Source organism: Kitasatospora sp. NPDC094019, from assembly GCF_044764505.1.
Classification (GTDB): Bacteria; Actinomycetota; Actinomycetes; order Streptomycetales; family Streptomycetaceae; genus Kitasatospora.
Window position 1 is genome coordinate 284,453 of the sequence record NZ_JBIWIF010000002.1, and the last position, 24,927, is coordinate 309,379.

Genomic DNA, 24,927 nt, shown 5'->3' on the forward strand with positions numbered 1-24,927 from the left:
GTCGACGACCGGTCACGGGTTGACCGCCACCGCCTTGAAGAACGTGTAGTGGAACGACCCGTCCGGCTCGGCCGTGCGGCGCAGCTCGGTGACACCGCGGTCGAACTCCTCGGCCGTGTCCAGGCCGGCCGCGAGGGCGTCGGCGCGGACCGCCTCGACCATCGCGACGAAGGTGCGCCGGGTGAACGCCTCGGCCAGGTCGGGCCTGGCGCCGTCCGCGTACATCGTGCGCGGGGCGACGGAGATGTCCCGGAACCCGGCCTCGGCGAGCAACGGGTACAGCCGGCGCCCTAGCAGGCCGTCCCCGCCGCCGTCCGCCTGGAGTCGGACCAGGTGGCCGACGACCCGCTGCGCGGCCTCGCCGCGGGGGTGGAAGAACGCCGAGCCGTGGTCGCCCTCGATCACCGTGACGGTGCCGCCGGGGCGCAGGACCCGGCGCAGGGCGGTCAGTGCTGCCGCCGGGTCGGCGAGGTGTTCCAGCACGAAGCAGACGAAGAGGTGGTCGAACGCTCCGTCGGGGAAGGGCAGCCGGTGCAGATCACCGTGGTGCCAGGTGACCTGGGCCTCCGGCAACTGCTCCGCGACCCGGGCCCGGGCCCGGGCCAGCGAGTCGGCGGAGACGTCGGCGGCCGTCAGCAGCAGTCCCGGGCTGGACTCCAGCAGGTGCACCGTCTGGGCGCCGACCCCGCAGCCGGCCTCCAGGACCCGGCTGCCCGCCGGGTACGCCGTGCCGGCGTGCAGCAGTCCGGCGAGGACGTCGGCCTGGTCACCCAAGCGGCGGGCCTCGGTGGGGGAGTAGCCGTGCACGTAGGGGCCCGGGTCGGACGGTGAAGGGGCGGCGACGGCGGAGGGGGTGGTGGAGGTGGCGGCGGAGGCTGTGGTGGTCGTCATGCCTTCACCCTCTCGGCACAATGGACCGGTGCACAGGTCCAATGATCATTCGATCGACAGGTCCAGAACGGCGGGTTCGGACTTCCTCCAGCTCGACCCCGGGCAGGCGCCCGCCGGTGGGCTCGCCGACTGGCTGGCGCGGCAGCTCCGCGACGCGATCGGTGACGGCCGCCTCCCTGTCGGCAGCCGACTGCCCGCCACCCGGGTGCTCGCCACCGACCTGCGGGTCTCCCGCGGTGTGGTGACCGACGCCTACCGGCGGCTGGCCGAGGAGGGGCGGATCGCGGGCCTGGGCCGGGGCGGCACCGTCGTGGTCGACCAGTTCGCCCCGGGGGCCGCGCCGCCGACCGCGCAGACCCCGCCGTCCCTTCGGGCCCCACTGACGGCCGCCCGTCCTGAGCCCGCCCGTCCTGAGCCCGTACACCCGGAGCCCGTACACCCGGAGCCCATTCACCCGAGGGGCGCCCGCCCGGGGGCCGCCCGCCCCGGAGCCGTCGGCGTCACCGGTCCCGCGCCCGCCTCGCCGTTCGACGGCGAACCCGCCACGACCGTCTTCGACTCCCTGCGCACCGCCCCCGCCCGGATCGACCTCACACCCGGCGTCCCCGACCTCGCCGCCTTCCCCCGCGCCGCCTGGCTGCGCGCCGAACGCGCCGTCCTGCGCGACCTCGCCGCACCGGACTTCGGCTACGGCGACCCGCGCGGCACACCCGCCCTGCGCCGTGCCGTCGCGGACTGGCTGGCCCGCAACCGCGGCATCCGCGCCGACCCCGCGGAGATCCTCGTCGTGGCCGGGGCGGCCCAGGCGCTCGCCCTCGTCGGCGAGGTGCTCCGGGCGGACGGTCTCGACGTGGTCGCCGTCGAGGATCCGGGCTCCCTCGGCACCCGGCAGCACCTCGGCCACCGGATCACCGCGACCCCGCCCGTCCCCGTCGACGCCGAGGGAATCCGGGTCGACGCGTTGCGTGCCGTCGGCGCCCGCGCCGTACTGATGACGCCCGCGCACCAGTTCCCGACCGGCGTGGTGCTCGGTGGTGCCCGCCGGCGGGAGCTGCTCCAGTGGGCGGCCGACGGTGGGCTCGTGATCGAGGACGACTACGACGCCGAGCACCGCTACGACCGCCCGCCCGTGCCGGCGCTGCGCGGCGCCCTCCCCGAGCAGGTCCTCTACCTGGGCAGCGTCTCCAAGCTGCTCGCTCCCGCGCTGCGCACCGGCTGGGTGCTCGCCCCCACCCGCTACCGGGACGCCCTGGTCGACGCCAAGCGGCTCAGCGACCTCGGCAACGCCGCGCTCCCGCAGCTGGTCCTCGCCCATCTGATGGAATCGGGCGCGCTGGAGCGCCACCTCCGCTTGCAGCGCACCCGTCACCGGCGCCGACGTGACGCGACGACCGCCGCTGTCGCGGCCCATCTGCCCGGTGCCGAGGTCCACGGTGCGGCGGCCGGGCTGCACCTCATGCTCACCTTCCCGGGCGGCCTGCCCTGTACCGACACCGAGCTCGCGGCGGCGGCGCTGGCCCACGGAGTGAAGCTGCACCCGCTGTCCTGGCACGCCCGGCTGCCGCACCCGCCGGGGCTGGTCCTCGGATACGCGGCCGGTGCACCGGGCGAGATCGAGGAGGGCATCGCCGTCCTCGGACGGCTGCTCCGGGAGGCGGGACCACCGCTCCCGGGGTGAGGCTGCTGCTGTCACTCGTCCGCGCCGGCACGTGGGACAAGGGAGAGGGTTCGTCCGGCAGTCGTGCTTCACCGTGTCCCGCCACGGCTGTCGCCACGGCCGTCGGCACGGCGCCGTGGCGGCACGGCACCGCAGCACGGCGCCCGGCGCACCGGCGGCGTGTCCGCCGTCGAACCGTCGACTCCCGCGCACGGATCCCGCATCCTGGCGGTCCGGGACAGGTGTCCCGACCGGGTCGCCGGCCCGGTTCGTCGTCGTCCCGGACCGATGGCCCGGGCGGTCGGCGAACCCCGGACGTCCTGCGCCACCGGCGCACCGCGGGACCGGTTCGCCCGACCGGCCCGGACCCGATCGACCGAGGGAGGCCGGATGTCGACACCCGACCGTGGACGCCCCACGCCCCGCCCACCGCGCCCACCGCGACGGACCCGTCGACCGGTCCGTCGGCCGCTCCGCTTCGCGCTCCTGGCCCTGCTGCTGGCGGCGGTGGGCCCGGCGGCCGCGCTCGGCCCGGTCGGTCCCCTGGCCGCACCGGCGCCGCCCGACCGGCCGACGTCGGTGGGCCAGGAAACCGACTCGGCCGACCCGGGCACGGGCACAGGTACAGGTACAGGCACCATCAGCGGTACCGCTACCGGCATCGGCCCGGCCGGTACCAACCCGGGGACCGAGACTCCCACCGAGAGGACCGCGACCGTGCCCACCACCGCGTCGCTCCGGCTCGCCGGCCGTCGGATCGTCTACTCCTACCCGGGCGACACCCCTCCGCCCGAGCTGCTCGACACCATCCGGGCGGGGCGCGCCGCGGGCGTCATCCTGTTCAAGGAGAACGCCCCGTCGCCCGAGCAACTCGGCGCGGCGGTAGTGCTGTTGAAGGCCGCAGCGAAGGAGTCCCCGTCCGGTGCCCCGCTGTTGCTGATGACCGACCAGGAGGGAGGGAAGGTCCGCCGACTGCCCGGAGCCCCGGTCGGCCCGGCCGGTGAGGCCCGGGCCGCCGCGGATCCGGTCGGGGAGGCCGCCCGGGCGGGCGCGGGAGCGGCCGGCACCCTGGCCGGGGCGGGCCTGAACGTCAACCTCGCGCCGGTGCTCGACGTCTTCGACACGCCGGACAACTTCATCGACCAGTTCGGGCGGTCGTACGGGGGGAAGCCGGACCTGGTGGCCGAGTTGGGCACGGCGTTCCTCACCGCCCAGCAGCGGTCGGGGGTGGCCGCCACCGCCAAGCACTTCCCCGGCCTCGGCGCCGCGGCCCGTGGGGAGAACACCGACGAGCGGCCGGTCGTCCTGCCGGTTCCGCTGGCCGAACTCCGGGCGCGGGGCGAGGAACCCTACCGTGCCGCCATCGCCGGCGGGGTCCGGCTGGTGATGGCCTCCTGGGCGGTCTACCCGGCTCTCGACGCGGACCGTCCGGCCGGACTGTCGAGCGCGGTCGTCCAGGGTGAGCTGCGCCGGCGCCTCGGGTTCCGCGGGGTGACCGTCACCGACGCCCTGGAGGCCGGTGCTCTCACCGCTTTCGGTGACACCGGGGACCGTGCCGTCGCCGCGGCCGGGGCGGGCATGGACCTCCTGCTCTGCTCCGCCCGCGACATCCAGCAGGGCGACGCCGCCGCCGAGGCCCTCGCGGTCGCTCTCGACAGCGGTCGTCTGGACGCCGCGGAGTTCAGCGGTGCGGTCGGCCGGGTGGACACCCTCCGTGCCTCCCTCGGCCGCCCCTGAGGTCTGAGCCCGGAGCCCCGCCCCTCACCCGCCGTCCGGCACCCGCTCACCGGTACCTGCCGTCCGGCACCCGCTCACCGGCGCCCGCCGGGTGTCCGTCCGCCCCCGTCCGTCGCTGTCCGCCCGCCCCCGCCCGGGGTGGCGCGGGTGGCGAGGGTGGCGAGGGGGTGGCGCGAAAGGGGGTGAGGGTGGCGCGAAGAGGGTGCACGGCTGACCAACACGCGCCGATCCTTAGCGGAAACGAGCGGACACGGAGGGTCATCCGGGTGGCAGGCTTGCGGCCGTGACTGTGCACCCTCTCGTACACGAGATCGCCGACGCCTACCTGACCCTGGTCGACGCCGCTGCACCCGGGCTGGTCGAGGGCCTCTACGTGGTCGGTTCCACCGCCCTGGGGGACTTCCACCCGTCGCGGAGCGACATCGACTTCGTGGCCGTGTCCGCCGATCCGGTGACGGCGGCGCAGCTCGCGGGGCTGGAGCGCGCCCACGCCCGGCTGGCGGCCCGCTATCCGCGCCCCGCGTTCGACGGCCCGTATCTGACCTGGCACGAGCTCGCGGGCCCGCCCGCGCAGGCGGCGCCGGGGCCGCAGGTGTTCGGGGGGACGGTCCGGCACCGGGTCAGAACCGACCGCACCCCGGTGCTCTGGCACACGCTGGCCCGCCACGGCGTCACGCTCTGTGGTCCGCGGGCCCAGGAGTTGATGATCGACACCGGGCCGGGGGAGCTGGCGGTGTGGACTGCGGGGAGCCTGGAGGAGCACTGGCGTCCGTGGCGTCGCCGCTCCTCGCGGCTGGCCTCGCGGTCGGGGCTGGCCCTTCTGGGAGGCGCCGGCCCGGCCCACGGTGTGCTCGGGGTGAGCCGCGCGCACTACACGCTGGCCACCGGGCGGATCGCCTCGAAGAGGGGGGCCGGTGAGTACGCCCGGGCGGTGTTCGACGAGCGGTGGCACCGGATCGTCGACGAGTGCCTGCGGGTCCGGGACGGCGGGCGGCGCCGTTCCCTCTATCCGAACCCGTTCATCCGGCGGGCCGACGCTCTCGCATTCATGGACATGGCGATCGAGAGTGCCCAGCGGCTGAGTGTTGGCCGATTGCCGCTGGGTGAGTAGTGATTCAAGCCAGCGAGGGCGGAACATCACGCCATTGAAGGCCAGTTTCCAGTCTGATCATCGGGTGTTCGGATCTTGGTCCTTTTCTGCATTGGAATCGCATGAAAGTCTTACGACATGCCACATGTGAAATGTCACATGTGGCCAGCTGATTCCTTGCAATCAAAGAGAGAAGAGGAGGAGCGGACATGCGGATGAACCGACTCACCCTGACCGCGGCCGGGATCGTCGGCGCGGCGGCCCTGCTGGCCGTGCCGGCCGAGGCGAGCGCTGCCCAGGCCAGCACCACGGGCATCATCGGCACCACCACCACCTGCGGCGCCTCCGGCCTGCAGGCCGGCCTGTCGACCCGGGTGTGCGCCGAGATCACCGGCGACAGCGTCCAGCTGTACGGGCAGATCAGCCTGGCCGGCCCGCCGAGCCCCGGCACCCCGTGGCCGCAGACCGTCGAGCTGATCACCGGCCTGTCCGGCCAGGTTGTCGGCGGCGCGTCGCTCGGCTCGATCAGCGGCTACACCCGCTTCACCGCCAGCACCGTGCAGGTGCGCGGCGTCGGTGGCACCGTTCCGTGCGGCTCCATCGTGCACGGCAGCTTCAGTGCCGCCGCCTACCCGTGGGGTCCCGTTCCGGTGACCGTCGACGTCGCGGTGCCGTGTTGATGACGCGCGCCCGGTAGGGCGGTGCGGGCCCGGGGTCCGGGGATCCCGGGCCCGCACTGTCGTCCGACCGCTTTCCCCTCGCCGTCCGGCCGCCCGCTCCCTCCTTCCTTCTTCCTTCCCTCCGCTTTGCTTCCGTGCGCCGTGCGCCGTGCGCCGTGCGCCGTGTGTCATGCGCTGTGTGTCATGCGCCGTGTGTCGTGCGCCGTACGTTGTGCGTCCGTGCCCCGGCCGTCCGACCGCGTCGGATCGGTTGCCGGTCGCCGACCGGCTGCTCCACCGCCGTTCCTCGCGGTGTCCGGCCGAGTGCCGGTCGGCGACGCTGTTCTCCCGATTCGGTGATGACGACTTGAAGAAATCTTCATCCGCAAGGATGATGCTTCACGCCGCCAGGCGGCGAACGGCCCCTTCCCCGATCCGCAGGAGAGAACGGACGATGCCGGTTCCGCTCTACCAGGCGAAGGCGGAGTTCTTCCGCACGCTCGGACACCCGGTCCGCATCCGTGTCCTGGAACTGCTCCAGGACGGACCACGACCGGTGCGCGAGCTGCTGGCCGAGATCCGGATCGAGCCCTCCAACCTCTCCCAGCAGCTCTCCGTCCTGCGCCGGACCCAGCTGGTCACCGCGACCCGTGAGGGCAACACCGTCGTCTACGCCCTCGGCACACCGGACGTCGCCGAGTTGCTGCGGGCCGCCCGACGGATCCTGACCGAGCTGATCGCCGACCAGGACGCGCTGCTCGGCGAACTGCGCGCGCCCGTGGCCCCGGTGGCCCCGGCGGGCCACCGATGAGCCCGGACGGGACCACGAGCGGCCCCGACGGGACCGTGGGCCCGGTGAGCCCGACGGCCCCGTCCCCCTCCCGGGCCCCGGTGCCGGGGGAGCGGGCGACGCTGGAGGAGAAGGCGCGGCGTCGGGCGATGCTGATCCGGGCGGGCATCTACATCTTCGCCACGCACCTGTTCGCCGGCTTCGTCCTGCTGCTCTTCGCCCTCGGCGACCGGAAGTGACCTGGACCGCCCGGCGTCAGCGCGCCGCGTCCGCTCCGCGGTAGCGGCGGCTGGTGCTGGTCCAGGCGTGGACGCCCGCGACGAGTTCCCGGGTGCCGCGGAGGTACCAGTCGCCCTCCGGGTGGCTGAGCAGCAGCCGACGGCGCAGGGCCTCGCTCTCCGAGGTCAGCCGGGCGATCCTCGTCCCGACGGACCGGACCGCCCGGGCCCGGGTGCAGCCGCGGACCCGTTGCAGGGTGAGCACGGTGTTGAAGGCCGCGACCTGTTGGCGTTCCTCGCGGTCGGCCGAGTAGAGGTCGTTGATCAGGGTCGCCACGTCGGCGGTGTTCGCGCGCAGTCGGTGCAGCGCGGGGTCCCGGTGCAGGGCGGCCGGGGCATCACCGCCGTGGACGTGCTCCAGTATGCCCATGAACGGATAGAGGCAGCTGGCGTGGCGGCGCAGCCGGACGGTCTCGGCGAGGTCGGGGTGGGTGCGCGCGGCCCGGTGGGCGGTTTCGGCGAGGAAGGTCTCCAGGCAGGAGCGCCATTCCTCGGCGCTGCGCCGGCGCCACTCCGGTGACATCGGGGCGGTCTGGCGCTGCCACAGTTCCCGCCAGGCGTCGAGCAGGTGGGGGTGCGGACCGCCGACCGGGACGGGCCGGCCGGTGGTGACGGCCAGCATGGGGCCGACGATGGCGCGGGCCCGGGCGGGGTCGCGACCCGGCGGGCCGTCGAAGTGGTCGTCGAGGATGGTGAACCAGCCCAGGATGTCGACCAGCAGGTCCAGTTCCGCGCCGCGGGCGCGGGGGTAGGCGTGGCCGATCAACTCGGGCAGCGCGTAGGACTGGTAGCGGCTGAGGTCGGCCGGGGCGAGCAGGCCGTGGGCGAGCGCCCAGTCGCCGTGCCGGGCGGTGGCGGCGCGCAGTTCGGCCGGGGTGCGGGCCGCCTCGGTGCCCGGTCGGAGCAGCGGGGAGGCGGTCGCGTCGGTGTGCCCCGGCCGGGGCGTCGGTGCGGTGCGGGAGGACGGTGCGGGCCGGGGGACGGCCGTGGTGGGCCCGAGCAGGACGAGGCGCCGGGGGGAGGTGGGGGACCGGACGGTGCCCGCGCCCGGGGCGAGTGCCTCGCCGCCACCACCGCCACCGCTGCGGGGACGCGGGCCCGTGCGTTCGGCGGTGCGCGAGGTGGTCCGTGAATCGGCGGTGCGCGACCCGCTGCGCGCGTCCGTGGCACGTGACCCGGTGCGTGCGTCCGAGGTGCGCGTGTCCGTGGTCCGGGCCTTCGCGGTGCGCAGGGCGGCCGTGCGCGAAGCGGTCCGTGACGCCGTGCGGGCGACCGTCCGGGCGGCGGTCCGCAGGGCGGTGGTGTGCAGCGCCTCCGGGTAGGAGCGGGCGGGAACGGAGCGGCCGGGCAGGACGGTCGACCGGGCGGGCAGCAGGGTGGACCGGCGCGGACCGGTGATCGGCAGGCACCGGGCCGGCGTGTCGTCCCGGCCGCCCGGCGCGGGGGTGCGGCGCGCGCCGGGGGCGTGCGGGGGCCGGTCGTCGCCGCGCGGTTCGAGTCGCACCCGCAGGCCCTGGGCCTGGACGGTCGTCCAGACGACCTCGCGGGCCCGCGCGTGGGGGACGGCCGTCGGGCGCCAGCGGCGCAGGATGGCCGCGGTCGCCACGATCAACTCGGCCCAGGCGAAGGTCTCGCCGATGCACTTGTGCTTTCCGGCGCCGAACGGGAGGAACGCCTGGCGGGCCGTGGCGGTGCCGCCGGTGCCCCCGCCCTCCGCCCCGTCGGCGTCGTACCAGCGGCCGGGGTCGAACCGGAGCGGGTCCGGGTATAGCGCCGGGTCGCGGTGGACGGCGGTGAGGCTGTAGAGCAGCTCGGTGCCGGCCGGGATCCGGTAGGCGCCGAGCGTGACCGGGACCCGCGCGGTGCGCATCAGGAAGGCGTTCGGCGCGTGCAGCCGGACGACCTCCTGGGTGACGGCGCGGGTGTAGGTGAGCCGGGCGAGGGCCTCCGTGGTGGGCACCGTCCCGGCCGGGAGGTGTTCGTCCAGCTCGGCCAGGACGCGGGCCTCGACCCCGGGGTGCCGGACCAGTTCGTCGAACAGCCAGGTCAGCGTGGTGGAGACGGTCTCGGTGCCGGCGCCGAACATCGTGATCGCCTCGGACCGGACGTCCGCCTCGGTGAGCGGCCGGCCGGTGGCGGGGTCGACGGCGGCGCGCAGCAGGGCCGGCAGGGTGGGGCGCCGGGTGCCGCCTCCGCCCCCGGCCATCGGGCAGCCGCCGGATCCACCGGCGCCGGGCCCGCCATGACCGCTGTGACCACCGGGCCCACCGTGAACACCGGGCCCACCGTGACCGCCGTACCGGCCGCCGGGCGCGGTGCCGTTGACGGCCTGGTCGACGACCCGGTTGAGCACCCGGACGGCCGCGTCGAAGCGCCGGTTGACCGGCAGCGGCAGCCGGGCGAGCGCCGGATGCGGGTAGAGGGACTGGACGATCTGCCCCTTCACCAGGTCGGGCAGGGCGCGGTGGAAAGCGAGGGTGGCGTCCTCGCTCAGCCGGGCGTCGAACAGCGCGCGGGTCACGATCTCCAGCGCGAGATGGTTCATCTCCTTGGCCACGTCGAGGAGCTGGCCGGGGCGCCAGCGGTCGGCCCGCTCCTCGGTGACCCGGTGCATGACGGCCAGGTATCCGGCCATCCGGTCGGGACCGAAGACGGGCTGGACGGTCCGGCGGCGGTCACGGTGGGCTCGGCCCTCGGACATCAGCAGGCCGTCGCCGAAGGCCGTCCTGAGGGTGTCCTGGACGGCTCCGCGCGGGCAGTCGTGGGCGAGTGCGACCAGCAGCGTGTGGACGAGTCCGGCGTCGGTGACGACGCAGACCGTGCGCGGGCCGAGGCGGATCCGGACCACGTCGCCGTACCGGGAGAGGGAGCCGAGGAAGCCGAGCGGGTCCCGCAGCAGGGCCGGGGCGTGTCCGAGCCCCGGCAGGGCGCCGGGGGCGAGCGGGGGAACGACCGCTCGGCGGGGCCCTGCCGCAGGGGTTCTGGGCGGGGCGGGCGGTCTGCGGGTCTCGTTCGTCAGGATCATGACATCACCTCTCACCAGATGGACCGGGGGCGGACCGGTGGGACGGTCCGGCGCGACCGGTCGGGTGTCGTGTCGGACCGGTCGAACGGTCCGGCGCTGCGGTACCACCGGAGCCGCCGCCGCGACAGCCGGGTTCCGGGGGCCTGTCGACGCGGACCCCGCGCGCGCCGCTGCCAGAGGGCGCACGCCATGGGAAACGCGCCGGTCCCGCGAGCGTTGCGCCGTACCCGGGTGGATCACCCCATCGGTGGAGTGTCCTCAAGGTGTACGCGTGGCGTCCCGATGGGGTCGGCCGGGCGCTCGCGGGCGAGGCCGTCGGAGCGGGGACCGTCCCGGCGCCGTCCCGGCTCCGCCCGGGCCGTCCTGCCCGGTGGGCAGGGCCTTTCGACCCTCGGCGGGAGGGTGCGCGGGGGGTCAGCATGGTGCCGAACCGAGGAGGATCCCCTGATGACCCGTCTGCGCCACCGGCCCGCCCCCGACCTCCGGGTGGAGATCCGGGGCGAACTGCCCCGCGAGGACGCGGAGTACGCCCGGAGCCGGTGCCTGGAGCTGGTCGCGGACCTCGGGCCGGACGCGCGCGCCGCCCGGTTGCGGCTCACCCGGCCGCGCGACCGGTCGCTGACCAGGCCCGCCGTCGCCCAGGCCGCGCTGGACCTGGCGGGGGTGGGACGGGTCCGGGTGGAGCTGGCCGCGGTCACCGTCCGGGAGGCGGTCGACCTGGCGCTCGGCACCCTCGCCGGGCGCGCCGTCCGACTGCGCGAGCTGGGCGACATCGGGCTCGCGACGGCGTACGAGAGCTCCTACCGCCCCCAGTACACGCCGCGCCCGCTCGCCGAACGGCGGATCGTCCGGCGGAAGTCGGTACTCCTCGCCCGGTGCGCACCCGAGCAGGCGGTGCGCGAGCTGCTGGCCCTGGACCGGCGGTTCCACCTCTTCTCGGACGCGCTCACCGGCCAGGACTGCGTGGTCCACCGGATGCCCGCCGACGGGGGATTCCGGCTGGTCCGGGCCCACTCCGCCGCCCGGCTCGGCGGCTCGGGGCTGCCGCTGACGGAGAGCGCGCACCCGGCGCCCCGGCTGGACACCTTCGGGGCGGCCCGCCAACTCTGGCTGACCTGCTGGCCCTTCGTCTTCCACACCGACCCCGGCGACGGGCGCGGCCGAATCCTGTACCGCCGCTACGACGGCCACTATGGCTTGATCACGCCGATAGCGGACCCCTACTGACGGGCAGGTAATGATCGGTAAGGGCTGACCGGTACACGACCGACAACGGACGAGCACACCCTCACGCTCTGGACGGGAACTGGGACCATGGACTGCGAAGAAGTCATGCTGACCGTCAGGATCGCGGCCGCCGAGCGGACCCTGCTGCGTGAACTCGCCCGTGGCCACGGCGCCGACATGTCCGACGTCGCGGCGGACGGCCTGATCGACGTTGTCCCCAGTCTGCACGTCCTCCCGGTCTTCGCCGTCCGGCCGGAGCCGGCGGTGCTCCCCGTCGCTCCGGGGGCCGCGACCGGAGCCGCGACCGGGACCGCGACCGGGACCGGGACCGCGACCGGAGCCGGGACCGCGACCGGAGCCGGGACCGGAGCCGGGCCGGCGTCGGGGGTCGGGGACGCGGGTGTGCTGCGACTGCTGCGGGTGCTGGCCCGGCCCGCGCCGTGCGCGGTCACGCTCTGGCTGCCGGCGCCGGTCGCCGAGCTGCTCCCGCTGGTCGGGGAGCGGATCACGGCGGTGACCGGGCTGCGGATCGGCCCGGTGAGCGCGGCCCTGTCGGCCGCCCTCCGGTACTGGCTGGCGGGGGATCCGCAGCGGCTCGCGGCGGGTCTCGCCGGGCTGCACCGGCAGGGCAGCCCCGGCTTCGCCGCGCAGCGGCTCGACGTCGCGGCCTGAGACGCCGCGCCGACCTCCGGGGACCGGCCGGATCCGGCCGGTCCGACCGCGTGACCCACGAGACCCACGTGATCTGTGTGACCCACGTGACCCGTGGGCTCCGCCCGCGCCGCCGCGCCCGACGCGTGCGCGGACCGCCCCCTCGTCGGCGGCCCACGCCGCGCCGGACGGCCCTCGGCCGACGGTCCACGTCCGACGGCTCTCGCCCGACGGTCCACGTCCGACGGCTCTCGGCCGACGGTCCACGTCCGACGGCCCTCGTCCGACGCTCCACGTCCGGCAGGCGCCGACGGCACGTCACCGGGTGCCCCGGGCATCCCGTCCCGGACCCCCTCGTCCGCCCGCGCGAATTTCGAAAAGAGGTTTTTGTTATCCGGCCCGCCCGGGCCGGTCTCCGGAGTGTCGGAAGGTTCAGGCCATCACCCCGAGCGGTGGTCGGAGCCTCGCACGAGGAGAGGAGACACCCGATGGGGCACCGGAGCACGGAGCTCCGCCGTCGGCGGCGTCGACGGACGGGCAAGCGCACGGCACTGATATCCCTGGCGGTCGCGGCCGGACTGGTCGCGGGGGCGCTGGGCATCAGCACCGCCATGGACTCGTCCGCGGTCCACGACACCGCCGCGGCGAGCGCGGTGGCGGGTTCGGCCGACGGAGTGGGCGGTGCCATGGCCGGCACGATCGCCGACGACGGCACGGGCGAGACCGGCACGGCCGAGAACGCGACCAAGGCACCCGGGCCGAAGCGCGACCAGAAGGCCGCGCCGATCAGCGAGATACCCAAGGACCAGCCCGAGCGCGGCCTGGTCTACGCCGGACTGAACCTGCCCGCCGGCGACCGCTGCGCGGGCTCCCTGGAGGTGACCGGCGGCGAACTGTGCAGCCACGGCCCGGACGCGCCGCCGAAGGACGTGGACATCCGCAAGGACGTCCCGCCGGTGGCCGCCGCGGCCGCCCAGCCGGCCGCGCTGACGCCTCCGGCCGACGCCCAACCGCCCGCCGCCGCCGACCTGGTGAAGGGATCGATGCCGATCCTGGACGCCACGACGAAGACGCTGCTGGCCGACGCCGCCGGTGACCCGGCCGCTGCCGCCGCCGCGCCCGCCGCCGGTGGCCAGGGCGTCGTCTGCGAGGGTGACGGCAGCGTGGGCAACCGGGTCCAGGTGGTCTACGCGCACACCCCGGGCAACGACCGCTTCGCCCAGTACCTGGCCTCCTTCAAGAAGTGGGCGGCCGACGTCGACGTCATCTACAACGCGAGCGCCCAGGAGACGGGTGGGGTCCGGCACGTCCGGTTCGTCACCGAATCCGACTGCTCCGCCTCGGTGTTGAACATCCAGGTGTCCGACGCGGAGATGGCCGACTTCAACACCAGCAACCGTGCGATCGCGGCCCAGGGCCTCAATCGCAAGGACCGCAAGTACATGATCTTCGCCGACGCCAAGGTGTACTGCGGCATCGGCACCTTCGCCGGCGACGAGCGTCCCGGCCAGGACAACCTGAGCAACTTCGGTCCCTCGTACGGCCGGACCGACTCGGGCTGCTGGGGCGGCCACACCGCCGCGCACGAACTCGGCCACAACCTGGGCGCGGTGAGCAACAGCGCGCCCAACTCCAGCAAGGGCGGCCACTGCGTCGACGAGTGGGACATCATGTGCTACTCGGACGCCCCGTACTACCCGGCGATGCGCACGGTCTGCCCGGACAACGCCAGTGACATGCGCCTGGACTGCCGGCACGACGACTACTACCACACCGACCCGGCGCCGGGCAGCTACCTCGCCACCCACTGGAACGTCGCCAGCAACCGCTTCCTGATCGCCGGCGGCGGCACCGGGCCGACCCCCGACCCGACCCGGAGCCCGACCGCTTCGCCGACCCCGACGAAGCCGCCGACGACCACACCGACCCGCGGCCCGTCGCCGACCGCGACCGGCGGCACCCCGACGCCCACCGGGACACCGACCGCGACCGGTTCGCCCACCGCGAGCCCGACCGCCACCGGTGGCGCCTCGCCGACGGCCACCCCGACCCCGACCGGCTCGCCGACCGGCACCGGCACCCCGACGCCGACCGGCACCCCGACCTCCACCGGTTCGCCGAGCCCCACCGGTTCGACGACGCCGACCCCGGGCCCGACCGCCTCGCCCACCGGCGGCGGCACCGGGCCGGCCATGACGGTCAGTCAGGTGACTCAGACCTCGGCCGTGTTGAGCTGGCCCGCGGTCAACGGCGCGAGCGGCTACGACGTCCTGCTGAACGGCCAGCCGATCGGCACCGTCCGGGCGACCGTGGTCGGCCTGGTCCGGCTCGCCCCCGACACCTCGTACTCCGTCGCGGTCGCCGTCCGGGACGCCGGAGGAACGGTCTCCAAGCCGGGTCGCGCGGCGGCCTTCCGCACCGCGGCCGACGCCGGGAAGCCGCAGCCCGGCACCCGCTACAGCCTGTTGAACGGCCTCACCGGCCAGGCCGCCGACCTCTGGGGCAGCTCGCTCAACGACGGCACGGTGGCCATCGCCTACCAGCGCACCGGCTACGCCAACCAGAAGTGGACCTTCGAGGACGCCGGCTCGGGCACGCTGCGGATCAAGTCCGTCCGCTCGGAGAAGTGCCTGCAGCTCGGCGGCAACCCGGTCGCCGGACAGTACGTCGCGCAGCGGCCGTGCTCGGACGCGGCCGGCCAGAAGTGGCGGGTCGCCGCCGCGGGCGGTGCGGTCGTCCTGACCACCGACGGCTCGGACCTCGTCCTCGGCGCCAGCAAGCGCTGGTACTACGGCGGTTGGCTGCTGGAGCTGCAGAAGCCGAACGGCCAGGCGTACCAGCACTGGAACCTGCAGAAGACCACCTGACGCCCGGGGGTCGACCCCCGACCCCCGGACACCCCCGAGCCGGGTGCGGCCGCCGCTGAAACGGCGGCCGCACCCGGCCCGTTCCACTCCACGAGGAAGACCCGCGATGCCCCGCACCCGTCAGTCCCTCGCCGCCCTGGCCCTCGCCGGGGCGGTCGTGCTCGCCCCCGCCGCCGTCCCCGCCGCCGCGCACGGGGACACCGTCCACCTGGAGGTGTCCGGACAGGAGAACGGGCACGTCACCACCGTTGCCACCTGGGAGAACGACCGCGACCCGGTCACCGATCAGTTCGCCGGGACGCTCTCCGCCACCTCGGCCGACGGCCGTGCCGCCGGGCCGTGGCGACTGGTCGCCGTGCCGGGGCGGCCGGGCACCTACACCACGCGTGAGTTCCTGCCGGCCGGCCACTGGCGGATCGCGGTGGACTGCGCGTTCCCCTCGCTCGGGCACGGCGAGCGGGAACTCGACGTCGAGGCCGCGGTGATCTCCGACCCGACGCTGCCGACGCCAACCGGTCCGGGCACGGGCGGCTCCACGGTCGGCCCCACGGCAGCTCCCACGGCCGGTCCCGCGACGGGGACCACGACGGGGGCCGCGACCGGGACCCCGAGCGGGCCCGCGGCTCGGACGACAGCCGCCACCGCCGGCAGCACCACCGGGCCCACCGGATCCGACGGGTCCGGCCTCGCCACCCGGGCCGCCGTGGGCACCGCGATCGCCGCCGTCGCCCTGCTCGTCGGCGGCCTCGTGCTGCGCCGCCGCGACCGCCGCCCCTGAGCCCGTTCCCGCCGCCGGGGTGTTCCGGCGGCACCGCGACCGCCTCCCGGCGGGAACCACCGGGTGCGAACCGCTCGTCCTCCCCGCCAACGGGCGCCACTGGGCGCCCGTACCGAGGCAAGGGAGCAGGCGGATCGTGCGGAAGGTACTGATCACCGGCGGGGCAGGCTTCATCGGAAGCACCGTGGCGTCCGCGCTGCTGGACGCGGGCATCACCCCGGTCGTCCTGGACGATCTCTCCAAGGGCCGGGCCGAGTTCGTCGAGGGCCGGGAGTTCTACCAGGGTGACATCGCGGACGCGGCGCTGGTCGACCGGATCTTCGCGGAGCATCCCGACATCGACGCGACGCTGCACTGCGCCGCCCGGATCGTCGTCCCCGAGTCGGTGGCGCGGCCGCTGTTCTACTACCGGGAGAACGTCGGCAAGACCGTCGACCTGTTGGAGTCGCTCCAGCGCAACGGCTGCACCAGGGTGGTCTTCAGCAGCTCCGCCTCCATCTACCGCCCCACCCCGACCGGCCGGGTCGACGAGAGCTGCCCCGTCGACGGGAGCAGCCCGTACGCCCGCACCAAGCAGATGATGGAGCAGGTGCTCCAGGACTGGACCCGGGGCGCGGACGCCGACGGGACGCGGGTCGTCGCGCTGCGCTACTTCAACCCGATCGGCGCGGACCCGCGACTGCGGACCGGTCTCCAGGACCTCGCGCCGAGCCATGCGCTCGGCAAGCTGATCGAGGCGCACGTCAACGGCACGCCGTTCACCATCACCGGTGTCGACTGGGACACCCGGGACGGCTCGGGGATCCGGGACTACATCCATGTCCAGGACGTCGCCGACGCCCATGTCGCCGCGCTGGTCCGGTTCGACGAGGTGGTGCGGCCCGGGGGCGAGGACCGCTACCGGGTCGTCAACATCGGTACCGGCGACGGCACCACGGTGCGCGAGCTGGTCACGGCCTTCGAGCAGGCGATCGGCGAGAAGCTGGACGTCCGGGAGGCGGAGCCGCGCCCCGGCGACGTGCTCGGCTGCTACAGCGACGTGACCGCGGCGCGGGAACTGCTCGGCTGGGAGCCGCGCCGGACCATCGCCGAGGGAGTCCGGGACGCGCTCGCGTGGCGCGCCCGGTGGATCGAGCGCCTGGCCGCCGCGGTCTGACGCGCCACCGTCCGGCCCGGGGCGTTGCGGCCCGGGCCGGGTCGCGTCGCCCCGGTGCTACTTGGACTCGTCGAGGCCGTTGACGAAGTCCTTGGCCTTGCCCGTAGCGGTGTCGATGTGGCCGCTGTACTTGCCGTCCGTCTTGTCGTCGACGATCCCGGCGACCTTGTCCAGGCCCTGGGTGACGGCGCCGCTGTGCTCGCGGGCGAGGTCGGTGGCCTTGTCGGCGAGGTTCTTGAGGTGTTCGAACATGATGGTCCTTCTGTTCGTTCCGCGCGGTTCGTGGTCATCCTAGCCGTCCCTGACCTGCCGTTTTCCCGCCCGGGAGGCCCGCGGACGGGTGCGGTGGGAGCGGAGTGGCGGGTGGGGCCGGGGTGGCTCCGCGGGGCGGGTTGTATGCTCACATCTTCCTCTACAGCATTGTAGAAGTTCATCGACGGGCACGGCGGAAGGGGTGCGGGGCATGGCCGGACAACACGCGAGAGGGGCGGTCGGAGCGCTCCCGCCGTCCCGCCCCGGGGGGACGGCGACGGTCCTGCTGGCCGCGACCGGGCTGCCGCTGGCCGGCGCGGTCGCGGGCGAGCTGGCCGGGAACGGCGGCGGTCCGCTGTTCGCCCTCGGCGCCGTCCTCGGCACCGGTTTCGCGGCGGCCCGCTGCACCCGCCCCGGGCGCTGGTGGGTCGTCATCGCCGCGCCGCTCGTCGTCCTGGCCGCCAGGGTCGGCACCGCCTGGGCCGCCGACGCCGCGGGGGGCAAGGCGCTCGCCTCGGCGGCCGTGCGCTGGGTGGTCGACGCCTTCCCGGTGATGGCGGCGGCCGTGCTGGTGGCGCTGTCGGTCGTCGTCGGGCGAGCGGCCTTCGCGGCCCGGTCTGCGCGGTCGGCCCGCACCGGCCGTTCCTCGCGCCCCAGCACGTCCCCGGCCACGTCCCCGGCCCCGACCCTGATTCCGGCGCAGGCCCAGGTCCCACCCCCGCCCCCCGTTTCCACCCGCGCCCGCGCCCGCGCCGCCGCCGCTGCCGCCGGGCCGACCACCGACCGGAGGCACCGTCATGGCTGAGCCCCGCACCGGGCCGTTGACCGTCGTCGGCCGGGTCCTGGCCGGCACCCTCTCGGTGGCCGTCCTCGGCGCGAGCGGCCTCGTCTGGTACGAGTACCGGCAACTCGACGGCGGCATGGTCAAGTCGGGCGCGCTGGCGGAGGCCCGGAAGAACGCGCCGCCGCACCTCGACCAGTCCGTCAACCTGTTGCTCATCGGCCTCGACAGCCGCAAGGACATGGACGGCAACGACCTGCCCAAGGAGTTCGTCGAGGAGGAACTGCACGCCGGCTCCAGCGAGATCGGCGGGTACAACACCAACGCGCTGATCGTCCTGCACATACCGGCCAACGGGGGCAGGGTGACGGCCCTGTCCGTCCCGCGCGACGACTACGTGCAGACCGTCGGCGCGGACGGGAAGATGCACAAGATCAAGGAGGCGTACGGCATCGCCAAGGGCACCGCCGAGCAGAAGCTGAGCGGGAAGGGCCTGTCCAAGCCGGAGTTGGAGCGGCAGAGCCGGGAGGCGGGGCGGGCCGCGACCCTCCAGACCGTCCAGGCTTTCCTGGACATCCCGATCGACCATTTCGCGGAGGTGAACCTGATCGGCTTCTACGACATCGCCAAGGCCGTGGAGCCGATCCAGGTCTGCCTCAACAATCCGGTCGACGACCCGATCGTCTCCCGCACGGCGACCCACGAGGGCGGCGGGACGGGGCTGCGGCTCCCGGCGGGCGTCAGCTCGCTCGACGCCCGGCAGGCGTTGTCGTTCGTCCGCCAGCGCCACCACCTGAAGAACGGCGACCTGGACCGGACCCACCGGCAGCAGGCGTTCATCTCCTCCGTCGTCTACAAGTTGAAGCAGGACGGTGTCGTCGGTGACCTCGGACGGCTCCAGCGGCTGTTCGACGCCGTGAAGAAGGACGTGGTCATCGACGACCGTTGGAACGTCCTGGACTTCGCCCAGCAGGCGCCCAACCTGACCGGCGGCAACGTGGAGTTCAACACGCTGCCGATCACCGGGTTCAAGAACATCGGCGGCCAGGAGGTCAACACCGTCGATCCGGGGCAGATCAGGCGCATCGTCAAGCAGCTGTTCGGCCACGAGGTCCCACCGGAGGCTTCCCCGGCCGCCCCGGCCGAGCAGCCCGGGGCGACCACGCCCGCCGCACCGCCCGCCTCGGCCGGGCCGTCGACGGCCGGGGCCAAGGCCAAGGCCGCGTTCGCGGTTCCCGTCGCCACCCGGACGACGACCCCGGCCGCACCCCGCTCCACGCACTCCCCCCTCACCGCGAGCCCGTCCGCCTCGCCGGAGGCCCCGTCGACCGGGTCCACCGCCGAGCCGACCCCGGACCTCCCCATGCAGGGCCCCGCGGTGAAGGCCGGGGGCATCCCCTGCGTGGACTGAACCCGAGGCGCCGTTCCAGGACAGCGAGCTCGTACCGGGCCCATGCGCCCGGTACGAGCTCGCTGTCGGTCTGTGAGAGGGGCGGTGCGGGAGCCTAGTGCCGGCGGCCCCGGGTGCGCAGGACGAGCAGGCCGATCATCAGACAGCCGAGCGCGCCGAAGGCGAGAACCGGGAGCGCGCCGGAGCCGGTGCTGGGCAGCTCCCCGTCAGGTCCGGGGGAGTGCGTCGGCCCGGTGGTCGGCCGGTGGCTGTGCGTCGCCGTGGGTGACGCCGAGGCGCTGGGGCTGGGCGATGCCGTCGGGGACGCCGTCGGGGAAGGGGACGCCGTGGGTGAGGGCGAGGTCGTCGGGGACGGTGACGGCGTGGGGACGGTCACCGTGACGTCGGCGTGGCAACGGGCGTCGCCCTCACCGGGCGGGCAGTTGTTGCGGTAGGTGGCGGAGGTGACGGTGTTGTCGAGAGCGGTGTCGCTGGTGAGCGAGCTGTGCACGGTCACCGAGTAGGTGATGGTGGCGCTCCCGCCGACCGGAAGGTCGCCGGTCCAGTGCAGGGTGCTGCCGGTGACGGTGACGGTGCCCAGGTCGGTGGCGGCGTCACCGTTGTACGAGGCCCGGGAGAGCACGTCCGTGAGGTTGTCGTCGAGGGTGACCCCGGGGGCGGCGACGTTGCCGGTGTTGGTGACCTCGATCCGGTAGTCGACGGTCCGGCCGGGGGTGGTGGAGGTGGGGGTGGCGGTCTTCTCGATCGAGTAGACCGGGGTGGCGATCACGGTGTTGCGCACGGTGTTGCTGGTGCGGGTCTGTTCGCGCCGGGTCTGGTTGCCCCGGAAGGTGAGGGTGGCGCTGTCGTCCAGAACGGTTCCGGCGGTGGCGGCCCGGTCGACGGTGGCCCGGAAGGCGACGGTGGTGCTCGCGCCCGGGGCGAGGTCGGCGACCCGGCAGGTGACGGTCTGCCCGGCGGCGGAGCAGGAGAGGTTGGAGTCCGCGACGAAGGCGGTGCCGGTGGGCAACTGGTCGGTGACGGTGACGCCGGTCGCGGTGTCGAGGTCGCCGGTGCTGCCGTCGGCGCGCCGATTGGCGACGGTGAACGTGTAGGTGATGTCGTCGCCGGGGGCGACATCACCGGGCGGGTTGTTGTCGGTGGTGCCGGCCGGGGTGTTGGCCTTGGTGATCTGCAGGTCCGGTTCGAGGGCGTCGACGGCGAGCCAGACGGCCTGCGGGTGCAGGGCGTCGCCGGCGCCGTTGATCCGGAGCACGGCCTGGGTGGCGTCGGCGGGGATCCTGCCGGTGACGTCGATCGTGCGGGCGTCGTATCCGTAGTTGTTGACCGGCGCGGGGTCGCGGGTCGTGATGTTGCTGCCGGTGCCGTCTGCGGCGACCCGGTCGATCCGGCTGGTGAAGGCGTTGTCGGTGACGACACCGGCCGGGCCGGGCATCGGCAGCAGCGTCAGGTCGTCGATGGTGGAGCCGACCAGCAGTTGGTCGCCCGAGATCGGGACGTCACCGTCGCCGACGGTGACGCCCATCGTGGCGGGCGGGGCGGTGGCCGGGGTGCGGATGCCGGCGAGGGTGAGCGTCGCCAGGTTGTCGGGGTCGCGCAGCAGTTGGAAGCCGTCCCAGACCTGGAGGTAGCGCAGCGGGTCGGCCTGGTCCTGGTAGGCGACCACGAGCGACCAGCCGCCCCAGCAGCCCACGTTGTTGCCGCCGAAGTTCTGCGCGGAGGAGCGCCCGGCGCACGCCTGGATGTCCGCGACGGTGTAACTGCCCGCGCCCGCGGCCTTCACCCGGGCGGTGACGTCCTTCACGCCCGCGCCGGCCAGCAGTGGCTCGGGAGGGTTGCCGCCGACCTGCTGGTCGAACCAGTCGTAGGTGTCGGCGGTGACCTGCTCGTAGGAGGCGCCCCCCGGGACCTTCCAGGACACCGTGTTGCCCTTGTCGATGTCCCCGGAGGTGCCGCCGGCGGTGCTGGTGTTGGTCGGGTTGAACTGCCAGTACAACCGGGCGGAGAGCACCTCGGCCCCGGCCGGGATCACCAGCTGGGCCGAGGAGGCGTTGTTCCCGGGCGCGGTCGGGTCGGTTTTGACGTACTTGGTGCGGCCGTTGTTGGTGCCCTCGGTGTCGTTGCAGACCGATCCGTCGCTGTCGTCACAGGTCAGGACGGAGTTCGAGGCCATCGTCAGGTTGCCGTGGGTCAGCAGGTCGAGCACCGGGTCGGGGCCGATCGGCCGCTGGGTGCCGGCCCCGCGGACCGCCGCCTGGCGCTGCGGCAGGTCCGGCGCCGCGAAGGCCCGGTCGAGGGCGAACGGGGTCGCGAGCCCCGCGGCCAGCGGGACCGCCGCGCACAGGGCGTACAGGCGTTTGCGGCGCGGGGAAGGTCGATGAACCACGGGTGGCCTCACAGCGGGCAAGGGGACGGGAGCAGGCCCCACCCTCGCCCGGCCTCCGGACCGGTATGTCCGGACACGCAGAAATGATCACCTCAATGGCTCAGTACTCGGTGTTCGGAGTTCGGCACTCGGTGATCGGTACTCGACGCCCGACGCCCGACGCCCGACGCCCGACGTCCGGTGCTCGGCGCTCGGCGCGCTGGGCTCCGGGTGGACGGCGCCGTGCGCGCGGCGGTCCGGAACCGCTCCGCGGACGGGGGCGTCCTGAGGCAGAGGCGAGGGGCCGGAGCGAGGGGTGGGGAAGTCGGTGGAGCGGGCACGCTGGTGGGTGTGGGGGCGACGGGTGCTGGAGTGGTCCGGCTGGGTGGTGTCGGCGGTGTCGGCGGGGCTGGTGGCGGTCCGCTTCGGTGGGTGGGACGACGGGACGCCGCTCGCGCTCGCCGTCGTGGTGCTGCCGTACGCGGCCCTGGGCGGCGTGCTCGCGCTCGGGGTGCTGCTGGCGCTCCGTTCGTGGTGGGCGGCGGCGGTCGCCGGCCTCCTGGCGGTGGTGCAACTCTTCTGGCTGGTCCCGAGGTTGGTGCCGGACGGGGGTGCCGCGCCGGCCGCCGACGCGCCCCGGCTGCGGGTCGCCACCAGCAACGCCTTCGTGGGGCAGGCCGATGCCGCCGAGATCGTCCGGCTGGTGCGCGAACAGCGCGTCGACGTCCTCGCGATGGAGGAACTGGGACCGGGCTCGATCGCTCGGCTGGACCGCGCGGGGATCGCCGACGTGTTGCCGCACCGGGAACTGCGGCCGGGGCGGGACACCGCGATCTACTCGCGGCTCCCGCTGACGCCGCTCGACGGCTCGGCCTCGGAGGCCGCCCGGGAGCAGATCGCGGCCGAGGTGACCGTCGGTGGCCGGGCCGTCCGGCTGACCGCCGTGCACACCTACTATCCGCTGGGTGACTCCGGGCGCTGGTCGGCGGACTTCGACGGACTGCGGGCGGCGGTGGCCGGGGCCACCCGGAACGCCGTCCTGCTGGGGGACTTCAACGCGACCCTCGACCACACGCCGATGCGCGCCCTGCTCGACACCGGGCTCACCGACAGCCACGCCGAGTTGGGGCGCGGGGTCGCACCCACCTGGCCGGAGTCCGACACCTACTTCTCCGGTCTGTGGCCGGTGATCCAGATCGACCACGTGCTGCACGGGGAGGCGCTGCGCGCGGTGTCGGTGGCCGAGCACCGGGTGCCCGGAACCGATCACCGGGCGGTCGTCGCGGAACTCGCGATCACCGGCTGACGCGGGGTCCGGCGGCCGGGAGGCGGGTGTCCGGGTCCTGGGGCCGAACGACGTCGAGATGATGCCCTGATGCCCTGATGCCCTGATGCCCTGATGCCCTGATGCCCTGTGTCGCGGAGCCCCTGACGCCCTGACCGCCCCGCCCACCGGTGCGGTGGGCGGGGCGGGGGACGGCCCGAGGGGCCCGGCCGAGGTCAGCCGGTGGTCACCCCGGGGGCGGTGCAGGGCGGCAGGGTGGACGGCGAGGTGGTGGCGCAGGTCGCCGTGGCCGTCGCCGGCTGCTGGGCCGAGGTGGTGGACGCGGCCGTCTTCGTGGTCGTCGTGGTGGCGGCCGGGGTGCTGGTCACCGTCGGCTTCGAGCTCGCCGACTCGGTGGAGGCCGACGAGGACGTGGCCCCGGAGGAGCTCGCACCCGAGGACGTGGCACCTGACGAGGTCGCGCCCGAGGAGGTGGCGCCCGAGGTGGAGGCGGTCGCCGAGCTGCTGGACGGCCCGGTGGAACCGGAGGTCGAGCCGGACGGCGAACCCGAGGTCGAGGTGCCGCCCGAGCTGGGCGCCGAGGACGAGGTCGAGGCGGAGGTGGAGCCCGAGGTCGACGGGTTCGGCGAGGCGGACGGCCAGGAGGTCGCGGGCGGGACGCCGGGTGCCAGCGGACCTCGCGGCTCCCGGACCTCCTTGTCGACCACCTTGATCTGCCCCGTCACCCGGGCGAACCAACCGCCGGTGACGATGTCCACCAGCACGATCTCGGTCACCGGCCGGGGCGCCGCGACCACGATGACCAGCGTGCTCGGCTGGAAGCCCGTCCACGGCTTGCCGACGTACTTGGCGTCCGCGACCAGCGTCGGCGCCTTCAGGGGGTTGCCGCAGCTGCAGCGCACCCGCGGCACGCCCTGCGCGTCGACCAGTACGGCGGTGCCGGCCTGGAGCACGGACTGGTAGGCGACGGCCGCGCCGCCCTGGTAGCTGTGGTTGGTGACCCGGGTGTCCACCCGCAGGTAGGCCGAGGTCAGCGAGCGCAGGTAGCCGGGGACGGCGGACTGCTCGATGCCCTGGGCCGAGGCCCAGGCCCGGCCGGTGTCGCCGGTCGAGGTCATCGAGATCAGCCGGTCCACGTCGCAGCTCGGCTTGTTCATCGTCCCGCCGTAGACGCCCGCGGACGTCCCCTCGACGTTGTGGAGTCCGGCGCTCGCGCCGGCCGTGGCACCGGCCGTTCGGGTGGCGGTCGCCGAGGACGGCGCCGGGGCCGGGGCCTGCACCGCCTCCGTCTGCACCGAGGGGGTGAACGGCGCCGGGCCCGGGTCCTGCGGACCCTGCAGCGCGACCTCGTTCGCGGTCGGCACCGTGGTGTCCTTGCTGCCGCCGCCGCCGCTGTTGTTGTTGACGATCAGCACGGCCGCCACCACGGCCAGCGCGGCGGTGCCGGCCACCAGCGCGGCCTTCCGCCCCGAGCGCCACCACGGCGTCGGACGCCCCCCGGACGGCCCGCCCGAGCCGGACGAGCCGCCTGGCCCGCCGCCACCGGAGGGTCCGCCGGCTCCGCCGGAGGCCGGGCCGGACGGGGGACCGGGCGGGCCGGACCGGCCGCCCGACGGCGGCCCGGAGAGCGGCCCGGACGGCGGTCCGGAGGGCGGGCCGAGGGGCGGCCCGGACGAAGGCGGTTGGGAACTCATCGAGGCTCCGTTTCGCAGGCGGCCGGTCGACCCGGCCGGCGCAGGAGGCTCCTGCCACTGGCATCCATTTCTGCCCCGGGCGTCCGTCCGCCGCAACAGCAGCGGGCAACAGCGGCCGTCGGCAGCGGCCGCCGGTGGGTGGACCGCGTGGACCGGGTGGACCGCGTGGGCCGGGGGACCGTCCGGGCCGGGCCGGACCGACGGTGGCGAAGCGACGGACAGGCGGGCGGGCCGGTCCTGGGCCACCCTGGTGGCAGGCGTGGGGGCCGGAACCGGACGCACGAGGGACCGCGCCGGAGACAGCGCCGGAGACAGCACGGGAAACACCGCGAG

19 protein-coding genes are annotated in these 24,927 nt (G+C 74.7%); 14 read left to right on the top strand and 5 right to left on the bottom strand.

The genetic code is table 11. The features are described 5' to 3' along the window. Nucleotides 1-12: 12 nt before the first annotated feature. On the bottom strand, nt 13-891 hold the full coding sequence (locus ACIQ9P_RS06365; RefSeq protein WP_402350586.1) for a methyltransferase domain-containing protein: 879 nt from the start codon (nt 889-891) through the stop codon (nt 13-15). Here ACIQ9P_RS06365 and ACIQ9P_RS06370 point away from each other — a divergent pair. The 6 genes from ACIQ9P_RS06370 (at nt 890) to ACIQ9P_RS06395 (ending at nt 7,063) form a co-directional block, all read left to right on the top strand. Beyond that, nucleotides 890-2,569 carry an aminotransferase class I/II-fold pyridoxal phosphate-dependent enzyme gene (locus ACIQ9P_RS06370; RefSeq protein ID WP_402350589.1) on the top strand — a complete coding sequence of 560 codons (1,680 nt, stop codon included), beginning with the start codon at nt 890-892 and terminating at the stop codon, nt 2,567-2,569. The genes ACIQ9P_RS06365 and ACIQ9P_RS06370 overlap by 2 nt on opposite strands. A 696-nt stretch (nt 2,570-3,265) precedes the next feature. Next, nucleotides 3,266-4,285: a glycoside hydrolase family 3 N-terminal domain-containing protein gene (locus tag ACIQ9P_RS06375; protein WP_402350592.1), complete on the top strand. Its 1,020-nt coding sequence runs from the start codon at nt 3,266-3,268 to the stop codon at nt 4,283-4,285. 283 nt (nt 4,286-4,568) lie between these two features. Then, nucleotides 4,569-5,396: a nucleotidyltransferase domain-containing protein gene (locus ACIQ9P_RS06380; protein ID WP_402350595.1), complete on the top strand. Its 828-nt coding sequence runs from the start codon at nt 4,569-4,571 to the stop codon at nt 5,394-5,396. Between the two features lie 194 nt (nt 5,397-5,590). Beyond that, on the top strand, nt 5,591-6,055 hold the full coding sequence (locus tag ACIQ9P_RS06385; protein WP_402350598.1) for a hypothetical protein: 465 nt from the start codon (nt 5,591-5,593) through the stop codon (nt 6,053-6,055). A gap of 433 nt (nt 6,056-6,488) precedes the next feature. Beyond that, entirely contained in the window at nt 6,489-6,845 is a 357-nt protein-coding gene (locus tag ACIQ9P_RS06390; RefSeq protein ID WP_402350601.1) for an ArsR/SmtB family transcription factor, read from the top strand. A 44-nt stretch (nt 6,846-6,889) separates the two neighbouring features. Then, entirely contained in the window at nt 6,890-7,063 is a 174-nt protein-coding gene (locus ACIQ9P_RS06395; protein WP_402350604.1) for a DUF6126 family protein, read from the top strand. A 16-nt stretch (nt 7,064-7,079) separates the two neighbouring features. Here the strand turns inward: ACIQ9P_RS06395 and ACIQ9P_RS06400 are convergent, their stop codons facing one another. Further along, on the bottom strand, nt 7,080-10,127 hold the full coding sequence (locus ACIQ9P_RS06400; RefSeq protein WP_402350607.1) for a cytochrome P450: 3,048 nt from the start codon (nt 10,125-10,127) through the stop codon (nt 7,080-7,082). Between the two features lie 447 nt (nt 10,128-10,574). Between ACIQ9P_RS06400 and ACIQ9P_RS06405 the strand changes: the two genes are divergently transcribed. The 5 genes from ACIQ9P_RS06405 to galE all read left to right on the top strand — a co-directional run bounded on the left by ACIQ9P_RS06405 (nt 10,575) and on the right by galE (nt 16,806). Beyond that, nucleotides 10,575-11,354 carry a sigma 54 modulation/S30EA ribosomal C-terminal domain-containing protein gene (locus ACIQ9P_RS06405; RefSeq protein ID WP_402350610.1) on the top strand — a complete coding sequence of 260 codons (780 nt, stop codon included), beginning with the start codon at nt 10,575-10,577 and terminating at the stop codon, nt 11,352-11,354. A gap of 87 nt (nt 11,355-11,441) precedes the next feature. Then, nucleotides 11,442-12,026, top strand: coding sequence for a hypothetical protein (locus ACIQ9P_RS06410; RefSeq protein WP_402350613.1), 585 nt, complete (start codon nt 11,442-11,444; stop codon nt 12,024-12,026). 467 nt (nt 12,027-12,493) lie between these two features. After that, nucleotides 12,494-14,872: an RICIN domain-containing protein gene (locus ACIQ9P_RS06415; RefSeq protein WP_402350616.1), complete on the top strand. Its 2,379-nt coding sequence runs from the start codon at nt 12,494-12,496 to the stop codon at nt 14,870-14,872. A gap of 106 nt (nt 14,873-14,978) precedes the next feature. Then, the gene (locus tag ACIQ9P_RS06420) at nt 14,979-15,650 is read left to right on the top strand and encodes a hypothetical protein (protein ID WP_402350619.1); all 672 of its coding nucleotides are present in this window, start codon (nt 14,979-14,981) and stop codon (nt 15,648-15,650) included. Between the two features lie 136 nt (nt 15,651-15,786). Further along, nucleotides 15,787-16,806: a UDP-glucose 4-epimerase GalE gene (gene galE, locus ACIQ9P_RS06425; RefSeq protein ID WP_402350622.1), complete on the top strand. Its 1,020-nt coding sequence runs from the start codon at nt 15,787-15,789 to the stop codon at nt 16,804-16,806. Between the two features lie 57 nt (nt 16,807-16,863). Here the strand turns inward: galE and ACIQ9P_RS06430 are convergent, their stop codons facing one another. Further along, on the bottom strand, nt 16,864-17,058 hold the full coding sequence (locus tag ACIQ9P_RS06430) for an antitoxin (RefSeq protein ID WP_402350625.1): 195 nt from the start codon (nt 17,056-17,058) through the stop codon (nt 16,864-16,866). A gap of 211 nt (nt 17,059-17,269) precedes the next feature. Here ACIQ9P_RS06430 and ACIQ9P_RS06435 point away from each other — a divergent pair, with 211 nt between their 5' ends. Both ACIQ9P_RS06435 and ACIQ9P_RS06440 read left to right on the top strand, forming a co-directional pair. Continuing rightward, nucleotides 17,270-17,863, top strand: a complete 594-nt coding sequence (locus ACIQ9P_RS06435; RefSeq protein WP_402350628.1) for a DUF6542 domain-containing protein — start codon at nt 17,270-17,272, stop codon at nt 17,861-17,863. Further along, on the top strand, nt 17,856-19,250 hold the full coding sequence (locus tag ACIQ9P_RS06440; RefSeq protein WP_402350631.1) for an LCP family protein: 1,395 nt from the start codon (nt 17,856-17,858) through the stop codon (nt 19,248-19,250). The genes ACIQ9P_RS06435 and ACIQ9P_RS06440 overlap by 8 nt, the downstream gene beginning before the upstream one ends. Before the next feature lie 94 nt (nt 19,251-19,344). Here ACIQ9P_RS06440 and ACIQ9P_RS06445 read toward each other — a convergent pair whose 3' ends face one another. Beyond that, nucleotides 19,345-21,636: a hypothetical protein gene (locus tag ACIQ9P_RS06445; protein WP_402350634.1), complete on the bottom strand. Its 2,292-nt coding sequence runs from the start codon at nt 21,634-21,636 to the stop codon at nt 19,345-19,347. A 295-nt stretch (nt 21,637-21,931) separates the two neighbouring features. Here ACIQ9P_RS06445 and ACIQ9P_RS06450 point away from each other — a divergent pair, with 295 nt between their 5' ends. Further along, nucleotides 21,932-22,921: an endonuclease/exonuclease/phosphatase family protein gene (locus tag ACIQ9P_RS06450; protein ID WP_402350637.1), complete on the top strand. Its 990-nt coding sequence runs from the start codon at nt 21,932-21,934 to the stop codon at nt 22,919-22,921. Between the two features lie 194 nt (nt 22,922-23,115). On the opposite strand, the gene ACIQ9P_RS06455 is transcribed toward ACIQ9P_RS06450, so the two are convergent. Next, on the bottom strand, nt 23,116-24,351 hold the full coding sequence (locus ACIQ9P_RS06455; RefSeq protein ID WP_402350640.1) for a DUF6777 domain-containing protein: 1,236 nt from the start codon (nt 24,349-24,351) through the stop codon (nt 23,116-23,118). Nucleotides 24,352-24,927 lie beyond the last annotated feature (576 nt).